16 protein-coding genes are annotated in these 18,063 nt (G+C 45.4%); 15 read left to right on the plus strand and 1 reads right to left on the minus strand.

Annotated features, from left to right (window positions below; genetic code table 11):
- Positions 1–197: 197 nt before the first annotated feature.
- Positions 198–578, plus strand: coding sequence for a hypothetical protein (locus tag H8B06_RS19255; RefSeq protein WP_190995831.1), 381 nt, complete (start codon positions 198–200; stop codon positions 576–578).
- A complete protein-coding gene (locus H8B06_RS19260) occupies positions 569–1,660 on the plus strand; it encodes a hypothetical protein (protein ID WP_190995832.1) in 1,092 nt (363 codons plus the stop codon). The genes H8B06_RS19255 and H8B06_RS19260 overlap by 10 nt, the downstream gene beginning before the upstream one ends.
- Positions 1,661–2,207: 547 nt before the next feature.
- On the opposite strand, the gene H8B06_RS19265 is transcribed toward H8B06_RS19260, so the two are convergent.
- On the minus strand, positions 2,208–3,476 hold the full coding sequence (locus tag H8B06_RS19265; protein ID WP_190995833.1) for an ATP-binding protein: 1,269 nt from the start codon (positions 3,474–3,476) through the stop codon (positions 2,208–2,210).
- 178 nt (positions 3,477–3,654) lie between these two features.
- On the opposite strand from H8B06_RS19265, the gene H8B06_RS19270 reads away from it, so the two are divergent.
- The 13 genes from H8B06_RS19270 to H8B06_RS19330 all read left to right on the plus strand — a co-directional run bounded on the left by H8B06_RS19270 (position 3,655) and on the right by H8B06_RS19330 (position 18,058).
- Positions 3,655–4,422, plus strand: coding sequence for a DeoR/GlpR family DNA-binding transcription regulator (locus H8B06_RS19270; RefSeq protein ID WP_190995834.1), 768 nt, complete (start codon positions 3,655–3,657; stop codon positions 4,420–4,422).
- Positions 4,423–4,466: 44 nt separating this feature from the next.
- Positions 4,467–5,879, plus strand: coding sequence for an L-fucose/L-arabinose isomerase family protein (locus H8B06_RS19275; RefSeq protein ID WP_190995835.1), 1,413 nt, complete (start codon positions 4,467–4,469; stop codon positions 5,877–5,879).
- Entirely contained in the window at positions 5,879–6,700 is an 822-nt protein-coding gene (locus H8B06_RS19280) for a transketolase (RefSeq protein WP_223857794.1), read from the plus strand. The genes H8B06_RS19275 and H8B06_RS19280 overlap by 1 nt, the downstream gene beginning before the upstream one ends.
- Positions 6,701–6,719: 19 nt before the next feature.
- Entirely contained in the window at positions 6,720–7,688 is a 969-nt protein-coding gene (locus tag H8B06_RS19285; protein WP_223857795.1) for a transketolase family protein, read from the plus strand.
- 78 nt (positions 7,689–7,766) lie between these two features.
- Positions 7,767–8,687: a D-ribose ABC transporter substrate-binding protein gene (locus tag H8B06_RS19290; protein WP_223857796.1), complete on the plus strand. Its 921-nt coding sequence runs from the start codon at positions 7,767–7,769 to the stop codon at positions 8,685–8,687.
- Entirely contained in the window at positions 8,674–9,330 is a 657-nt protein-coding gene (locus H8B06_RS19295; RefSeq protein ID WP_190995837.1) for a DUF2291 family protein, read from the plus strand. The genes H8B06_RS19290 and H8B06_RS19295 overlap by 14 nt, the downstream gene beginning before the upstream one ends.
- Positions 9,331–9,340: 10 nt before the next feature.
- The gene (locus H8B06_RS20920; protein ID WP_190995838.1) at positions 9,341–10,843 is read left to right on the plus strand and encodes a sugar ABC transporter ATP-binding protein; all 1,503 of its coding nucleotides are present in this window, start codon (positions 9,341–9,343) and stop codon (positions 10,841–10,843) included.
- A 10-nt stretch (positions 10,844–10,853) separates the two neighbouring features.
- Positions 10,854–11,837 carry an ABC transporter permease gene (locus H8B06_RS19305; protein ID WP_190995839.1) on the plus strand — a complete coding sequence of 328 codons (984 nt, stop codon included), beginning with the start codon at positions 10,854–10,856 and terminating at the stop codon, positions 11,835–11,837.
- Between the two features lies 1 nt (position 11,838).
- Positions 11,839–13,329, plus strand: coding sequence for an FGGY family carbohydrate kinase (locus H8B06_RS19310; protein ID WP_190995840.1), 1,491 nt, complete (start codon positions 11,839–11,841; stop codon positions 13,327–13,329).
- A 32-nt stretch (positions 13,330–13,361) separates the two neighbouring features.
- Complete coding sequence (locus H8B06_RS19315) at positions 13,362–14,024, plus strand: aspartate/glutamate racemase family protein (RefSeq protein ID WP_190995841.1); 663 nt, start codon at positions 13,362–13,364, stop codon at positions 14,022–14,024.
- Between the two features lie 19 nt (positions 14,025–14,043).
- Positions 14,044–15,405: a bile acid:sodium symporter family protein gene (locus tag H8B06_RS19320; RefSeq protein ID WP_190995842.1), complete on the plus strand. Its 1,362-nt coding sequence runs from the start codon at positions 14,044–14,046 to the stop codon at positions 15,403–15,405.
- An 8-nt stretch (positions 15,406–15,413) separates the two neighbouring features.
- Positions 15,414–16,667 carry a ribulose-bisphosphate carboxylase large subunit family protein gene (locus H8B06_RS19325; protein WP_190995843.1) on the plus strand — a complete coding sequence of 418 codons (1,254 nt, stop codon included), beginning with the start codon at positions 15,414–15,416 and terminating at the stop codon, positions 16,665–16,667.
- 11 nt (positions 16,668–16,678) lie between these two features.
- Positions 16,679–18,058 (plus strand): four-carbon acid sugar kinase family protein, encoded by a 1,380-nt coding sequence (locus H8B06_RS19330; protein WP_190995844.1) that lies wholly within the window; start codon positions 16,679–16,681, stop codon positions 18,056–18,058.
- The last annotated feature ends 5 nt before the right edge of the window (positions 18,059–18,063 follow it).

Below are 18,063 nucleotides of genomic sequence, written 5' to 3' on the forward strand. Positions count from 1 at the left end.
CCGAACCTCTAACAACGCTCAGATCCACCGCCATTATCTTAAATGAATCATCAAACTTTCTATGCATCTCTACAAATTTAAAATTACTTATTAAATCTGTCTCGCACTAAAGGTAGCAACTCCAATATCTCTATTTATGTACATTCAATAGACAGGCGTGGACACCTGTTTATTGGGGAAAACGAGACGGAGAAAATGTGGCTTTCAAGAATATGGGTCGGGGCATTCTGTATCTTCCTATGCGCTATAATTCTCCGCATATGGAAGCTGCTTCAAATCCATTGATTCTGCATCAGGACGGAGAAATTGAACAAATTAAACAGTCTTCATCAGCGTATATAAAGGTTGAATTGAAGAAGAAAAGCCCGCGAGGACCAGCTGTAACAAGCGGTGTAGAATATGAACTGTTGTATTGGGATAATCTTTGGGTTTCTGCTGGAAAAAAGATTGCGACGGAAAATAATAGGATTACATTTGAGAGCATACCGCAAGGGGCGTTATTTTGGATAAGAAGTTCGGACAAATCCTATCAAGAAAGACCTTTTTTATATAAAGACGGGGAGCAGATATGGTATTAAAAAAAATCCTCCCCCTGTTTGTTGTTTTTTTGGTGTCTTGCCATAATGACCAAAACAGTTTTATTGCCCCAACATATCGAGGGAAATCACCGCTTGGTGAAATCAAGAATCTACCCATTATCAGTGACGAAAGTAGGCCGTTCAGTCTGGATACTGCTTCTTGGATACAGATTTACGGAACGGGGGAGACGGATATTGGTCTGGCAAGCATCGATCCCACCTATTGGTACAAAGCAGATGAAGTTGAAATCTATCTACAAGATATAAGTGGAGAGAATATAAAGTTAAGTTTTCCGCTACACGATGAAAATGGTAAGAGTGTTGAAATCAAGCATGAGAAAGAAGACGTATTGTTCGTTGCGGGGTATGATAGCCAAAAGAGACTCTATCGTGCACAGATATCCATTCCGTTGCGGAAGTTCGCCAATTCGGTTCATAAAGAACAAAAACTTAAATTAAATGTGACCGTAGCAGACAACGATGATAAGATAAAGCAGAAAGCAAAGCTGGTTTGGGTTGGAGAAAGGGACCCGGGATATGACTCTTTGATTTCCTATGGCGAGATCGTACTGAAAGAAAAAATAGAAAATCCATTAGAAAATAGCGATAATAGTCCATTACAGAGTCTATATCAACCAATGAAAACAAATTTAATGGATCGTGATACAAATTTTGTGGATATTGCCAACCTTATTTTTGGCTTGGTGAATAAGGCGGAAGATTTCTCTGCGAGAATGTACTCTACATGGGATACGACTTCCCTCCATTTACATCTGATTATTTTGGATAACAGAGAGGGTGCGATAATGCAGGGAAATATAGAAAAAAGTGTTTACTTACACGATAGAGGCTGGATAGAGAATGAGGCGGGCAACACCATTTGGCAAATGACGAACTATCATACACAGCATGCTGGGGGAGCAGAGAAGAACCGGAAAGTGGATACAGCGATTTATTTGCCGAAAGGCAAATACGCTTTACGATACGTTACCGACGAATCACATTCCTGGGATAACTGGGACGACAAACCACCCGAAACGCCGTTCTATGGTATTGTTATTTTTAGAAAAGAGGCGTATTAAAGAAATATGTGCTGTGCTCCACTAGCTTACAGCTATATCTTTATCGCGAATGTCCTGGACAAAGCAATGAATACGCACAACAGGGAAATGCTGTTGCGGTAATGGTTTGTAAAGTACGGTGGAAGTTGTATAGATGCAGTTGCATTTGAACTCCTGCTACGTAACATGCGTTAAACGAAACACTAATTAAGTTCAAAGTCAAAGTTATTTAACACAAAGAATAATGAGGTGCGCGTATAGTTTGCTGACATAGGTCTCATGACTTCCGACATAGGAGCAGAAACAAATGACGTAGCCGTGTTTTTACACGAAGTAAGGTTAAAGTGCCTGAAAATCGTTGCTTTGTCCACCTATCCTATAAATATGTAAGCGAATTTCGATATAAAATCAACGGAGTTTGGTCATATTTCTCCTTATTTTATCAATATGTACAAGGACTTTACGACAATGAACATTGCGTTTGGCTCCATGTTACGTAGCAATAGGCCGGCTTAAAATCTGTTTTTTCTCATGATGATGCTTAAAAAAAAGCAGCTTTCCCCGGTTCTTATAGAAGCGTATGCAGTAGCCAGGCTTGGACGTGTTTAATACCCTTGTTCTGTGGTAACGTTATATCGTCAAGCGAAACCACTATTTTCTCGTAACTATCATTTATGCTTTCCAAGGATGCATATTCTCTTTTTATTGTTTTCTCATCAACCAACAGATATGCACTTTGCACATATAGTATTTTATCCGCTTTTTTGGCCACAAAATCCACTTCTTTATTTCTCATCACCCCTACAGAAACATCATATCCGTTACGCCGCAGTTCCAAATAGACGAGGTTCTCCAGCTTGTAGCCAATTCCATAACCAAAACCACTGTATAGATAATTTTTGTATGCTAGGTCATTCACATAATATTTTCCGTTTCCTGAAATAGTCTCTTTGCCACGAATATCAAAACGTTCCGCTTTATGGACTAAAAAAGTGTCTTCTATATAACTGATATAATTAGCAACGGTGTCATAAGTCGTTTTTCGACCATTGCTTTTCATATAGTTGGCAATGTTATTTATCGATAGTAAATTGGAAGCATTATTGACGAGATAAACAAAAAGATCCTCCAGTAACTTTGGGTCTTTGATACTGTAACGTTGTATAATATCCCGCAGCAGTACGGTGTCTTTTACGGCGTTTATATAATTTCGTTTAGTGTCTTCATTGGGTAATACAAAAAGCTCTGGTAAGCCTCCGCTTTCCATATAGTGGATATAGCTTTGTTTTGTAGTCTCGGAATGGGTAATACCTCTGTATTCTGCATAACTAAACGGAAATACTTCAAATGTTACATATCTGCCCGAAAGTAAAGTAGCCAATTCGCCTGAAAGCATTTTTGAATTGGAACCGCTGATAAACAATTCATAGCTGTCGGTGAAATCTTGCGCGTAAGAATTGGCAAATCGTTCCCATTCGACAATATTTTGTATTTCATCGATAAACAGATATATTTTACCTTTCGGGTTTAGCTTTGCTTTATATAGCTTGATGAGCTTGTCTAAATCTTTGTAATTGTGTACAAAGTCGAAATCTATAAATTCCTTATTGATGTAAAAAATATTTTCTGGATTTATGCCGCTGGTTATAAGTTGATGTGCTACTTGCCGTAAGATATAACTTTTTCCCGCGCGCCGTTGTCCCACCAATACTTTTATAAGCCTATTATCGGTATACTTGAAAATAGTGCTCGTATAGTGTTCTCTTAGAAAACCGAGCAAGGGTACATTTCCGTCCCAAAAATTATAATGCTTAAGTGAGTTAAAATTTTCTTCCATACTCGAAACTTTTATATGAAAATACAAAATTTTCTTCCATACTCGAAACTTTTGTGTATAAATATAGAATATTCATCTACGGTCGGAAGTTTGTTTTTCATATTTTTTGTTTTTTCTTTGTTTATTTCGTTTTATTTTCGATATTTAACATTAGTAAACAATACCTTGTTAAATAATTATGCTACCAATACAACGAAGAGAGAAGATACTGGGCTTGCTAAAAGAAGACGGGGCAGCCAAAGTCATTGATTTGGCCAGTCTTTTTAAGGTTACTGAAGCCACCATTCGCCAAGATCTCGAAAAATTGGAAAAGGAAGGTCTTATTTCGCGGGATCATGGAGGGGCCTACCTACGTAATATAGAGGATCAGGTTCGGAATTTTTCGCTTTCGCATCAAAATGAAAATATAGACAAAAAAGACCAAATCGCCTTAAAGTGTGTAGAGCTTATCGAAGACGGAGATACCATTATTCTGGACTCCGGTTCCACGACGACGGAGATCGCCCGTAAAATAAAGGGTCTGAAGAACCTTACCGTTATCACTAATGCTTTGAATATTGCCCTAATGCTGGGGGCCGAGCCGGGCATAGAGGTGATTATGACCGGAGGTGAGTTTAAACCGCCAACCTTGTCGCTTACCGGACAAAAAGCAGCTGATTTTTTTAAAGGTATCAATGTGCAGAAGCTTTTTCTAGCGACAGCAGGTGTGTCTTTAAAGGCAGGACTGACTTATCCTAGTATCAGTGATATTGTTGTCAAAAAAGCAATGGTTGAAGCGGCTGAACTAACTTATTTGGTCGCAGATTCTACTAAGATCGGGAAAACATCGTTTGCCAGTCTGGGCGCTATGTCGCTTATTGATTTTCTGATCACGGATGCAGATATACAAGAAGCACATAAAAACATGTTTAAAGACCATGAAATTGAAATCATAATAGCGAATTGAGGAGCGCTAGCATAAAAGTAAATTAATAAACATAGAGAGAAGAAATGAATACAGGAGCGCTAGGTGTTATTTTTGGGAACCGGGATTTTTTTCCTGACCATTTAGTGGGCACCGCAAGAAAAGAAGTGAAAAGTGTGTTGGATAGGTTGGGGTTGGCGTATAGAATGTTGGAGGAGTCTGACACGAAGTTGGGCGGTGTAGAGACATTTTCGGATGCCCAAAAGTGTGCAAACCTTTTTAAGGTACATCGGGAAGAAATCATGGGGATCTTGGTGGTATTGCCGAATTTTGGGGACGAAAGAGGTATGGCGGAAACTATTCGGTTGTCTGGACTAGATGTTCCCGTTCTCGTACAGGCTTACCCTGATGATCTGGATAAATTGGACGTTGCGCGTCGGCGAGATGCATGGTGTGGTAAGATATCGGTTTGTAATAATTTATATCAGTACGGAATCAAGTATAGTTTAACCGATCAGCACGTTATCCGACCGGATGATGAAGGTTTTGCACAAGAAGTAAAAGACTTCGCAGCCGTATGTCGTGTCGTTCGCGGATTGAAAGGTATGCGGATCGGTGCGATCGGTGCCAGACCGGGTGGTTTTAATACGGTACGATACAGTGAAAAAATACTGCAAAGAAATGGCATTACGGTCGTAACTGCTGACCTTTCTGAAATTTTGGGACGTGCTAATCGTATCAAAGACGGGGATACGAAGGTGAAAGAACATATAGAAACCATCACCAATTACGCGAAACGGGGACTGACCCCAGATGAGTCGCTGGTGCAAATGGCGAAGCTGGATATTGTACTCAAAGAGTTTGTAGAAGAACATGCGTTAGATGCTACCGCATTACAATGTTGGACGTCCCTACAGCAAAACTATGGCTGTAATGTATGTACCTCTATGAGTATGATGAGTGAGAACATGTTACCTAGTGCCTGCGAGGTGGATGTAACGGGTACATTGACCATGTATGCTATGCAGTTGGCATCCGGCACGCCAAGTGCTTTGGTAGATTGGAACAATAACTACGCCAACGATCCCAATAAAACGGTTTTGTTCCACTGTGGGAACTGGGCAAAGGCATTCCTACCGGAGATTGAAATTAGTAACGCGCCAATTCTGGGTTCGTCTTTGGGCGTAGAAAATACATGGGGAGCGCTGGACGGAAGGACACCGGCATCACCATTGACCTACGGACGGATCAGTACCGATGATGTGCAGGGTAAGATTAAAGTTTACCTGGGCGAAGGCGAACTGACAGATGACGAACTGAATACATTCGGTAACCGTGCTGTAGCGCAGATACCGAACCTGCAGGGGCTTATGCAATACGTATGTAGAAATGGTTTCGAGCATCATGTGGTCATGAATGCGTCTAAGACCGGCAAGATACTCGAAGAGGCATTGGGTAATTACTTCTCCTGGGAGGTATATAATCACGATAACAAATAATGAAAGAATCGTTAGCAAAAAAATCTATTGAATACCGTAAACGTATCTTAAAATACATTTATAAAGCAAAGGCGGGGCACACGGGAGGGAGCTTATCTTGTGTAGATGTATTGAACGTACTGTACAATAGAATTATGAATGTAGGGCCCGCCAATTTCGATAGCCCCGATAGGGATCGTTATGTCCAGAGTAAAGGGCATTGCGTGGAAGCTTTGTTTGTCGTATTGGCCGATCAGGGATTTTTCCCGGAATCGGAACTGGAAACGCTGTGCCAATATAATTCTCATTTTATTGGACACCCCACGCGGAAAGTGCCTGGTGTGGAGCAGAATACGGGCGCCTTAGGACACGGTCTTTCGCTGAGTGTAGGAATGGCTATTGCGGCTAAACTGGACAAGAAGGATTATCAAGTATTTACCTTAATGGGCGACGGTGAGCTGGCGGAAGGATCCAATTGGGAAGCGGCACTGACAGCCTCACACTATAAGCTGGATAATCTTTGCGCCATTGTGGACTATAACCGCCTGCAGATTTCGGCACCGACTAGGGATGTGTGCAATACAGATCCCGTGGCGGATAAATTTAGGAGTTTTGGCTGGGAAGTCGTGGAGGTTGATGGGCACGATGTGGATGCGTTGGAAGCTATATTCCGCAAGCTCCCCTTTGTGACCGGAAAACCCTCTTTGGTGATTGCCCATACGGTGAAGGGCAAGGGTATTAGTTATATGGAGAATGTGCTGAAGTGGCATCATGGGGTACCAAGTGAAGATCAGTATGAACAGGCACAAAAAGAATTGGATAGCGCTCTTTTAGCGCTTTAATATAGAATAGGCTTTGGATATGGATATGGATAGAGAGATAAACATGGGAAAGGCAAATTTAGAGGTTTTTTCAGAAACCTTGCAGCATATTGCGGAGAGCAACCGCGATCTATTAGTCGTCACCAGTGATTCCAGGGGATCCGGCAAATTGGTGCCTTTTGCACAACGTTTTCCAGATCAGTTGGTCGAGGTAGGTATTGCAGAACAGAATTTAGTCGGTATATCGGCAGGCTTGGCCTCCGCGGGGAAACAGGTATTTGCCGTTTCACCGGCTTGTTTTCTGACGGCGAGATCGCTGGAGCAGATAAAAAATGATGTGACCTATTCAGACAACGCGGTGACCGTGGTCGGGATCAGTGCAGGAGTGAGTTACGGAGCGTTGGGCTCAACGCATCACAGCTTGCACGACTATGCCGTATTACGAGCCATCCACAATATTATTGTTTGTGCGCCGGCGGATAATTTTGAAACGGAGGAAGCTGTTCGACAGGCGGCAGTATTAAACCAGCCGGTGTACCTGCGTTTTGGCAAACGCCCGATGCCCCTGCTGCGTAAGGATATACCTTTTGTGTTAGGAAAGGGACGCGTCCTGCAAGAAGGTAAAGATCTGGCTATTGTTGCGACGGGCGAAATGGTACACCCCGCGTTGGAAGCGGCTGCTTTGCTGAAGGAATCTGTAGATGTAGAGGTGACGGTGATTAGCATGCATACCGTAAAACCCTTGGATAAGGAATTGTTAACACAAGTGGCTGCTACAGGTATGCCGATATTGACGGTGGAAGAGCATAGTGTGTATGGAGGTGTGGGAGAAGCCTGTGCTTCGTTCTTGTTGCAAGAAGGCTTCCATAACCGTTTTCAGGTAATGGGTATTCCGGACGAATATACCGTAACCGGCTCACAGCAAGAAATATTTGACCATTATGGTCTGAACGGGCAAGGAATAATGGAAGTTGCCCAGCAGCTATTGGGTGTTTCCCAAGAAAAGTAATAGGGTGTAGCCCACCCCTAATTATAAACAGATAAATAAACCGATTTTATTATGCGCATCGTAAACAGGTGTCTATGGATGGGAATACTGTTATCGCTATTGATCGCTTGCGGTCGCGGGGTAGCAGACAAGACGCAACAGAAACAGATCGCTATTATCGTTTCCACGTTAAACAATCCCTGGTTTGTATTTTTGGCCGAAACGGCCAGGGAGGAGGCGGAAAGCCGAGGCTATGTGGCGCGGATTTTCGACTCGCAGAACAACACGTCGCTCGAGTCGGATCATTTTGAAAACGCTGTAGCATTGGGCTATGATGCGATTCTGTTGAATGCAACAGATTCGGATGGTTCTGTGGCTAATGCTCGAAAGGCGATGGAGGCGGGTATTCCCGTTTTCTGTATGGACAGAGAGCTAAACAACCCCAATGCGGCAACCTCACAGATCGTATCAGATAGTTATTCGGGCTGTGTGGAATTGGGCGGACTCTTTGTCCGGTCGCTTGGACAAAAAGGTAAATATGTGGAGCTGCTTGGTTTAGTAGGCGACAATAACACGTGGAACCGGTCGAAAGGATTCCATTATGTAGTCGATCATTTTCCGGAAATCAAGATGGTGGCGCAGCAAAGTGCGGATTTTGACCGAAATAAAGCGATGGAGGTACTGGAGTCTATTTTGCAGGCACATCCCGATATCGATGCTGTGTTCTGCGGTAACGACGCGATGGCTATGGGGGCCTATCAAGCGTTGGTGGCGGCGGGTAAAGATAAAAAGATCCAAGTGTTTGGATTTGATGGTTCTGAAGATGCGGTGAGCTCTATCCAATCTGATGGTCTTACCGCTACCGTGATGCAATTTCCGCAAAAAATTGCAGAAACGGCCGTTGCTTTCTCAGGCGAATATTTTGAAGGAAAAACCAGTTTCCCCCAAAAAACACTAGTCGATGTCGAATTGGTGACACCTGCAAACGTAAGTATATATTCGAGCTATGGTAAAGAATGATAAAAACATACCGTCTAAAAAACGTAAGGCGCTTAAATATGGACTGATTGGATTAATGGCTGTTTTTTTAATCTATCATTCTTTTTATGTGGTGTCCTTGGATTCGCGTAAGAAGGGTGGCGATGAGGAGGATGTTGCCCAATTAGCAGATGCATACTTCCTGCAAAGTTTGCCGGAGGTATTGGCAGATGCGCCCGAACCTTGTACGTTGCTGGCGACGTTATCGCAAAAAGACCAAGATTGGGCAAGCTACGGAAAGCAAACCAATATCGGGAATCGCTATTACTTTCTCATCCGGGGCGAAGGCAGTATACAGGAAATAAAAGACAGCTATGTACGGGTGGTTTTTGGTGAGGGTGAACAAGCTTGTTCCTTGCGCATCGCAACCGTATATATTTTCGGAAATGAAATTCGCGACGCCTCAGGTAAACTGGCGCTAGCGGATGTAGGGGAATTAACGAAGTTTAATGCGATCTCCGAACGACTCAACAAAAAGGTGCGGGAGGAAATTATACCCGAATTTCTGGAAAAGGTACAAGTAGGTCAAAAAGTACAATTAGCAGGCGCCTTTGCCTTGAATCGCCGTCTCGGTATAACGGATGATTTTGAAGTGATGCCTATACAATTGCGAATCGTGGATTAAGAAAAGAATCGTGGTCTCATTAAGAAATATAACAAAACAATTTAACGGTGTATATGCCCTTCGGGATGTAAACATCGAATTCCCGTCTGCCAAGGTCATCGCATTGGTGGGGGAGAACGGTGCTGGTAAATCGACCTTGATGAATATATTGAGCGGTGTGTATACCGATTATGAAGGAGAATTGCTGTATAAGGGAGAAGCGGTGCAGTTTCAAGGTCCGCGCGATGCGCAAGACCGCGGCATTACGATTATCCATCAGGAACTCAATCTGATTCCGTATCTCAGTGTGGTCGAGAATATTTTTTTAGGCAGAGAGTTGATGACCCCTTGGGGAGCTCTGGATACGCAGAAGATGAAGAACGTTGCCAAAGAGCTGCTTTCACGTTTGAAATTAGAACTTGATCTAGATACACCTGTGTCGCAACTGAAGGTGGGCGAATGCCAATTGATCGAAATTGCGAAAGCGCTGCTCGTAGAAAGTGATGTGGTGATCATGGATGAGCCTACGTCGGCCATCAGTGAGTCGGAGGTATATGCGCTGTATGATATTATTGCTGATCTGAAAGCTTCGGGAAAAACGGTGGTTTATATATCACACAAAATGAAGGAGTTGTTTACACTGGCAGACCAATATGTCGTGTTGCGCGATGGCCAAGTGGTAAAACAGGGGTTGATGACAGAGGTAGATGAACAGCAGTTGGTTAATATGATGGTGGGCAGGGCACTGGCGGAGCGTGTAAAATGCCAAGATCGGATTACCGATGCGACGGTCTTGCATGTGGATAACTTATCGCTTGCACACCCCTTAAAAGAGGGGATGTTGTTGGAAAACCTGTCTTTTGATCTTTGTAAAGGGGAGATCGTGGGTGTGTTCGGTTTGATGGGCGCTGGAAGGACAGAGCTATTGGAGACATTATTTGGTCTACGGGGAAAACCGACCTCGGGCAGCTTTTCTTTTGATGAGCAGGAAATGTCTTTTTTTACGTCACCCAACCAGGCGCTTCGATGCGGACTGGCACTGGTGCCTGAAGACCGGAAGGGCGATGGATTGGTGTTGGGTATGAATGTACGCGCAAATTTATCACTTTCGGTATTGTCGAGTTTGGAGAACCTAGGCGTGCTGGCGGATGTACAAGAAAAAGAACTTTGCCAGCAATATGTGGAGCGTCTGCGTATCAAAACGGCTACAGATCAGCAGCATGTGGGTAACCTGAGCGGTGGAAATCAACAGAAAGTCGTATTGGCCAAGTACCTGGCCACGAAGCCAAAAGTATTGATGCTCGACGAGCCGACGCGGGGCATAGATGTCTATGCCAAACAAGAGATTTATGATTTGATACGAGAGCAGGCAGCCCTGGGATTGGGCGTTATGGTGGTCTCCTCCGAATTACCGGAATTGTTTGCCATTGCTGATCGGATCCTGGTGATGTGCGATGGCCGCATTACCAAACAGTTTAAAACGGAAGAAGCTACCGAAGAAACGATATTACAGGCGGCGTTGCCTGATCAATAAAGTATGATATATGAACATGAGTATTACATCCTATAAAAAACAGCTACAGCAACTGCAACCGTTAATTGCGTTGTTTTTGTTGTGTCTGATTATCGCCATTTTTTCCGATCGTTTCATGACGGTAACTAACCTGTGGAACGTGATGCGGCAAATATCGGTTAATATCTGTATAGCGGTAGGCATGACGTTGGTCATCATCTCGGCAGGGATAGACTTATCCGTAGGTTCTGTACTTGCCTTTGCGGGAGCGGTTACCGCTTCCTTCCTCAGTATGGGGGTGGAACTGCCTTTTTTCGGCGTGTATGTAGGCTTTACAACTTTAGGCGCTATCCTGATGGGAATTGCTATGGGAGGAGTCCTAGGCTTGGTAAACGGCTGGGTTATTACCTATTTCAAGGTGCAACCCTTCGTGGCCACTTTAGCCATGTTGACGATTGCGCGCGGGCTCACTATGCTCTGGACGCAAGGCTACCCAATTAGTTCACTCGGAGCACCATTCGCGCATCTGGGTACCGGATGGTTTTTAGGCGTGCCAATTCCGGTGTGGATTGCCGCTATGGTTACCGTTCTAGCCGTTTTTGTCATGCGAAAGACCCGTTTTGGCCGCTATATCTACGCTATAGGAGGAAACGAGCGCGCTGCACGCCTATCGGGTATCAAGGTAAACCAGGTAAAAACATTGGTCTACATGTTGGCAGGAATGCTGGCAGCTGTGGGAGGTATATTGGTAACTTCCCGTCTAGACTCGGCACAGCCCAATGCGGGGATGGGGTATGAGCTGGATGCGATTGCAGCTGTCGTGATAGGTGGCACCTCCTTATCGGGTGGGCGGGGTTTGATTATGGGGACGGTACTTGGTGCCGTGATCATAGGCGTGCTGAATAACGGTTTAGTGCTTTTGGGTGTTTCGCCTTTCTGGCAGCAGGTTGTGAAAGGCATGGTGATTTTGATTGCGGTTATTATTGACCGCTCACAGCATAAAGAGAAAAAGTAACATGAGTAGCAAACCGTATATTTTAGCGATAGACCAAGGAACGAGCAGCACGAAAACGCTGGTGTTTGACGAATCGGGAAATGTAGCCGCCAAAGGAACGGCGAAGCTGGGCATTCGTTACGAGCATCATTTCGTTGAACAATCTCCGGAAGAGATATATAGCAGCGTGCTGCAAGCGGTGAAAGCCTGCCGCGACCATATGGCGCGGCAAGGGATACAACCCAACCAGATTGCAGGGGTAGGCTTAACCAATCAACGGGAGACCTTTGTGCTCTGGGATGCAGAGGGGAAGCTGTTGTATAATGCAATATCTTGGCAATGTAAGCGCTCTTCGGCGATATGTGACCGTTTAAAGGACGCTGGCAAGGAAGCTTTGGTGAAAGAGAAAACCGGCCTCCCTATAGATCCTTATTTTTCGGCTACGAAATTGATATGGTTGGTCGAAAATGTACCGTCGATTGCAGCAGAACTGGAGCGTGGCAATGTGTTTTTTGGTACGGTAGATACCTGGATACTGTATAAATTGACGGACGGGGAATGCTATATGACCGACCATACCAACGCATCTCGGACGATGCTTTTCAATATTTATGAACTAACCTGGGATAACGTGTTGTTGGATGAACTGGGCTTGCGTGGGCTGAAACTGCCGGAGGTACGCCCTTCGGCTTATGCATATGCCAGCTCTACGTTTGAAGGGACGTTTGCCGAACCGTTGACGATCTGTGCTGTGGTCGGCGATTCGCAGGCAGCGGCTTTGGGAGCAGGTTGTTTTCAAAGCGGAGAGGCGAAAGCCACATTGGGTACGGGTAGTTCGATTATGATGGCCGTAGGACAAGATTTACGCCATAAAGGCCAGGATACGGTCGATGCGATCTATTATAGTACGGACAACGGGGTGGTTTATGCTGCCGAAGGGATTATTGTCTCCTGTGGTGCGACCGTTACCTGGATGAGAGATCAACTAGGGCTCTTTGCAGAGGAAGGAGCCTTGGAACAGATGGTGAAAGATGTTCCGGCAAATCACGGTGTGACTGTCATACCGGCTTTTAGTGGAATGGGTACGCCTTATTGGAAAAAAGACGCTAAAGCTACTATTACTGGTCTGACCTTTGCCAGCGATCGCTCACATCTGATCCGGGCAGCACTAGAATCGGTATGTTTCCAAGTAAAGGACGTGATCACGGCGACAGAAACCGAACATCAGCTAACGCTGTCTCAATTGCACGTGAATGGAGGTATGTCGGAAAATACCTTCGTCGTACAGTTTCTGGCGAATGTGTTGAACAAGCCGGTGCTGTGTAGTGCCATGCCGGATGCATCAGCATTAGGATGCGCGCGTTTGGCGGCAGTAACGCTGCAGGCCGCTCCATTGGAAACACGATTACCACAACATCATGTATCGGTCCAGCAATATAACCCTAACGCAGATTGGGAGGCGGTACAATCAAGCTACCATAACTGGCTTGAGCACATTGATCGTATGCTTTAAATAAGATATAAACAATAAATAACGCAATAGATATGAAGAAAGTAGGACTTATACATACCTCAGCAACACTCGTTCCGGTATTTCAACAGTTGTTCAGTGAGAAATCCGTGCAGGCTGAAGTTTTTAATATTGTGGACGATAGTCTGATCAAAGATGTGATTCAGAAAGGACGATTGGAAGATAAGACAGCACAACGTGTTATAAATTATGTGACATCAGCCGAAGAAGCTGGTGCGGATCTGATTATGGTGACCTGCTCATCGATCGGCCGAGCCGTAGAGCAGGCAGCAGAAAAAGCAGGCGTACCGGTTCTTCGTGTAGATCAACCGATGGCAGACCATGCTGTTGCAGCAGGAACACGTATCGGTGTGGTTGCCACATTGCCCACCACCTTGGAGCCGACGGGTGATCTCGTTTTGCGCCGGGCGCAAAAAGCCGGAAAAGATGTGGAGTTGGTCAGCCGGTTATGTGAAGGTGCTTTTGAAGCCCTTATGGGGGGAGATGCGGCGAAGCATGATGAAATGGTAAAACAGGCGCTTCAAGAATTGTCAGAACAAGTTGATGTGATTTTGTTGGCACAGGCGTCGATGGCACGCGTTGTCAGTCAAATGTCGGAAAGCGATCGTAAGGTACCTATCTTAAGTAGTCCAGGAATCGCCGTGGATCATGTGGCAGGATTATGCCAAACGTCATAACCCTATAAATCGAGACACTATGGGTAAATGGAAACTATACAGTTTATACTTAGCAGCGATTGCTTTTGCAATCGCCGGTATAGGACTTGTCGTAGATGCATTTCCTTACTTCCGCCAGGCATTGTTGGCAGGAAGTATTCTAGGGGCATTAGGCTTGGGAGCCTTTGAGAAAACTAAAGGCTATCAGTACACGATGTGGATTGTTGTGGCGGTAGTTGCCGGTATGACTTTCCCCGAACGCATTTTGCATGTCGGCGAGTTTGATATGCGGAATAAGTGGCTTATCCTCGTGGTTATCCAGCTGGTCATGTTTGGCATGGGTATACAGATGAAAGTGCAGGATTTTACGCGGATCGGTGCTTCTGGTAAGGGGGTGGCTATTGGATTGGCTACCCAGTTTACCATTATGCCCTTGGTTGGCTTTTTGTTGACGAAGGTGTTTGATTTCGAACCCGAAATAGCAGCGGGTGTGATTTTGATCGGCTGTTGTTCCAGTGGGCTAGCCTCAAACGTGATGGCTTATATTGCAAAAGCCAATTTGGTGCTTTCCGTAACCGTAACAGCACTGACGACCATGGTAGCACCTATCATGACACCTTTCATGATGAAAGTGTATGCAGGCACGATGGTGGAAGTGAGCTTTATGGAAATGGCGATGGAAATTGTCAAGATTATGATCGTGCCCATTGGAGCAGGTTTGCTGCACGATTATCTCAAAACCGCTCCTCGCGCAACCTATCAGATGTTAGGGCGGTTGTCTGCTGCCATCGTGTTCTTGTTATTGGTACTGGTCGGTGGCTTCTGGTCGGCTTTTACCGGCTCGCTTACACCTGGAGCTATGACAGTCGTAGAGGCAGGCTGCTTTATATTGGGTGCCATACCGGTAGGTTTCGGCTATCATCTGTTAACAAAAAAGTTTCCATCGTTGGATAAGCGGATGCCCTATTTTTCGATGTTTGGGATCATATATTTTACTGCCGTAACTACAGCTGCTGGTCAGCAATATCTGCTAGAGATAGGTGCTGTATTGTTTCTGGCTGCCGTAATCCACAATGGAGCCGGATATTTCTTTGGGTATTGGTTCAGTAAATTGTTTGGCTTGAATGCGTATTCCGCCCGCGCCATGGCCTTGGAGATTGGCTTGCAGAATGGCGGGATGGCGAGTGGACTGGCGGGCAGCATGGGGAAATTGGGCACTGTGGGTTTGGCAGCCGCTGTGTTTAGCCCCTGGATGAATATATCGGGGTCAATATTAGCGAACTATTGGAGAAGAAAACAAGAAAGAGAAGATCAAAAAAACGTTCATGGTTCCGTCGAATCACTAACGAACATGGAAGTTCTTGATGACCATAAAAAAAATAAACACTTTCAGAAAAATTAAGGAAGAGTATGGATAGAATTGAAGCGACGTATTATGTAGAGACACCATACCCGCTGGCAGATGCCGCAGCGGTAATGGCAGGGGAGCAGTCATCGGGTACGTTTGTCGCGATACCGGGTGAAACGGAAGAATTGAAAATGCAGTATGCAGCGCGTGTCGAGCAGATCGAGGAATTAGAAACAGTGGCAGCGTCGTCGCTATCGGGCGAACAGCTGCATTTTGAAAAGTACCATCGGGGTAAGGTGACCATCTCTTGGTCGCTCGCGAATTTTGGCGTAAACCTGCCGGTTCTTTGCTCCACCCTAATGGGGAATTTATACGAGCTACGTCAGTTTACCGGTATTAAGCTGATCGATATTCAGTTGCCAGACAGTTATACAGCACATTTCCGCGGACCGAAATTCGGTATCCGGGGAACAGCAGAACTGATTTCTCTTGAAGCGAAAACACCTTTGGTGGGTACGATTATCAAGCCAAGTGTAGGCTTAACAATCGAGGATACGGCCGATTTGGTTCGGCGACTGGCAGAGGCCGGAATTGATTTTATTAAGGATGACGAGCTCATGGGCTCGGCACATAACTCCCCCTTTGGGAAGCGTGTGAATGCCATTATGGAGGTGTTGAATAGGTACCAGGATAAAACGGGGAAAAAGGTGATGTATGCGTTCAACATCAGTGATGAAATGGATAATATGCTCCGTCATTACGAGCATGTGGTAAAAGCAGGAGGAAGCTGTGCGATGATCAGCCTGTACAGCGTTGGGCTGACAGCTGTTAAGCGTATAGCCGATATCGGGCAGCTGACTATTCACGGGCACCGTAATGGATGGGGAATGTTAAACCGGCATCCTTTATTAGGTGTTACATTCGCTGCTTATCAGAAGTTGTGGCGACTGGCAGGCGTGGATCAATTGCACGTGAACGGTATCCGCAATAAATTCTGGGAATCCGATGAATCTGTCGTGAAGTCTATAAAAGCCTGTTTGACACCGATGGAAGGGGTGCTACCCGCACTACCGGTATTGTCTTCCGGGCAATGGGGAGGCCAAGCCATAGATACGTATAAACTGACGCAGGCGACCGATTATTTATACTTAGCTGGTGGCGGAATTATGGCACACCCGGGAGGCATCAGCGGAGGAGTAAATGGAATTAAACAGGCGTGGGAAGCGGCTGTTAGAGGATTGACATTGGAAGAAGCAACGCAAAAGTATCCGGCCGTAAAACAGGCTGTAGAGAAATTTGGGGGAGTCAAAGCTTAAGTAGAGGAATCATGGCATACGACATAGCTTTTTTTGGAGATGATTTTACGGGCTCAACCGATGCAATGGAAACGTTGGAAGAGATGGGGCTCGCCACGGTTTTGTTTACGGGAATTCCAACCTTAGCGCAGTTACAGGCTTTTGGTGATAAGCGTGCTATAGGTATAGCGGGTATGACCCGTACACTGCCGACCGATGAAATCGAAGAACAACTGAAAAAAGTATTCGATTTGTTTTCGACGATGAACGTAAGGCATATTCATTATAAGGTTTGTTCTACATTCGACTCGTCTCCCACAGTGGGCAGCATAGGAAAAGCGATCGATGTAGGCGCTACGGCATTTTCAGCACAGCTTATTCCACTGGTGGTAGGGGCACCCTACCTCGGCCGGTTCTGCGCGTTTGGAAATCTATTTGCACGGATGGGTACCGGGTCTGAAGGGGAAGTATTTCGGTTGGACAGGCATCCGAGTATGGCGAAACATCCAGTTACTCCGGCAGAGGAAAGTGATCTTCGGCGCCATTTAGCACAGCAAACACCTAAAAAAATCGGTCTGGTGGATGTCACGCAATTGGACCGCTCAGATGCTAGGGATATTATGCGCGAGATCGAAGGAGAACAGGCAGATGTTCTTCTGTTTGATGTCCTGACCGAACAGCATTTAGAACGAATTGGCGAGGTCTTGGACGGTCTTTCTATCCAGCACCAGCCGCTTTTTTCCGTCGGCTCGTCGGCTGTATCGAAGGCTTTATGCGCGGCATGGAAAAAGACAGGTACTTTGTCGCCTCGAACAGAATGGCCTTCCATTAAACCGGTGAACCCTTTGTTAGTGCTCTCGGGAAGCGGATCGGTCGTGACGGGAAAGCAGATTGATCACGCTATAGAAAATGGATTTAAGGGGGTGGCTATTGATGGCGAAGCCTTCGCAACAAGTCCAGATCAATACAACCTGTCTACCGTGGCCGCGGAAGTACTGCGATATTTGCGGGAAGGGAAAAGTGTTGTTGTCCACACCAGTATTGGTCCGGACGATCCGCGTATGGGTAATACGCGTCGTGTCTTGGAGAAACGGGGCTTGAACGCGCAGGGAATAAACGCGTACACGGCCACTTTATATGGAAAACTACTGGCGCAGATTGCAGATCTTGTCGCGCAGTCATTCGCACTAGGGCGGCTAGTGATAGCGGGAGGAGATACATCGAGTCTGTTTGCACGCCATTTCGGTATTGATGCGGTTGAAATGGTGGCTCCCGTCGTGCGGGGCGCACCGCTTTGTCGGATACATGCCCGAAAAGCACATATTGATGGTATGACGATCAATTTTAAAGGAGGGCAGGTCGGCGATTTAGATTATTTTTTACGGATGAAAAGTGGAACTGGAAGCTCATAAAACAG

Source organism: Sphingobacterium micropteri (genome assembly GCF_014692515.1).
In the GTDB taxonomy this organism is placed as follows: Bacteria; Bacteroidota; Bacteroidia; order Sphingobacteriales; family Sphingobacteriaceae; genus Sphingobacterium; species Sphingobacterium micropteri.

Bases quoted from the DNA above. Each gene is read 5' to 3' on its own strand.
- H8B06_RS19260 (WP_190995832.1), top strand. From the start codon at position 569: ATGGTATTAAAAAAAATCCTCCCCCTGTTTGTTGTTTTTTTGGTGTCT.
- H8B06_RS19265 (WP_190995833.1), bottom strand. From the start codon at position 3,476: ATGGAAGAAAATTTTAACTCACTTAAGCATTATAATTTTTGGGACGGA.
- H8B06_RS19270 (WP_190995834.1), top strand. From the start codon at position 3,655: ATGCTACCAATACAACGAAGAGAGAAGATACTGGGCTTGCTAAAAGAA.
- H8B06_RS19275 (WP_190995835.1), top strand. From the start codon at position 4,467: ATGAATACAGGAGCGCTAGGTGTTATTTTTGGGAACCGGGATTTTTTT.
- H8B06_RS19280 (WP_223857794.1), top strand. From the start codon at position 5,879: ATGAAAGAATCGTTAGCAAAAAAATCTATTGAATACCGTAAACGTATC.
- H8B06_RS19285 (WP_223857795.1), top strand. From the start codon at position 6,720: ATGGATATGGATAGAGAGATAAACATGGGAAAGGCAAATTTAGAGGTT.
- H8B06_RS19290 (WP_223857796.1), top strand. From the start codon at position 7,767: ATGGGAATACTGTTATCGCTATTGATCGCTTGCGGTCGCGGGGTAGCA.
- H8B06_RS19295 (WP_190995837.1), top strand. From the start codon at position 8,674: ATGGTAAAGAATGATAAAAACATACCGTCTAAAAAACGTAAGGCGCTT.
- H8B06_RS19305 (WP_190995839.1), top strand. From the start codon at position 10,854: ATGAACATGAGTATTACATCCTATAAAAAACAGCTACAGCAACTGCAA.
- H8B06_RS19310 (WP_190995840.1), top strand. From the start codon at position 11,839: ATGAGTAGCAAACCGTATATTTTAGCGATAGACCAAGGAACGAGCAGC.
- H8B06_RS19315 (WP_190995841.1), top strand. From the start codon at position 13,362: ATGAAGAAAGTAGGACTTATACATACCTCAGCAACACTCGTTCCGGTA.
- H8B06_RS19320 (WP_190995842.1), top strand. From the start codon at position 14,044: ATGGGTAAATGGAAACTATACAGTTTATACTTAGCAGCGATTGCTTTT.
- H8B06_RS19325 (WP_190995843.1), top strand. From the start codon at position 15,414: ATGGATAGAATTGAAGCGACGTATTATGTAGAGACACCATACCCGCTG.
- H8B06_RS19330 (WP_190995844.1), top strand. From the start codon at position 16,679: ATGGCATACGACATAGCTTTTTTTGGAGATGATTTTACGGGCTCAACC.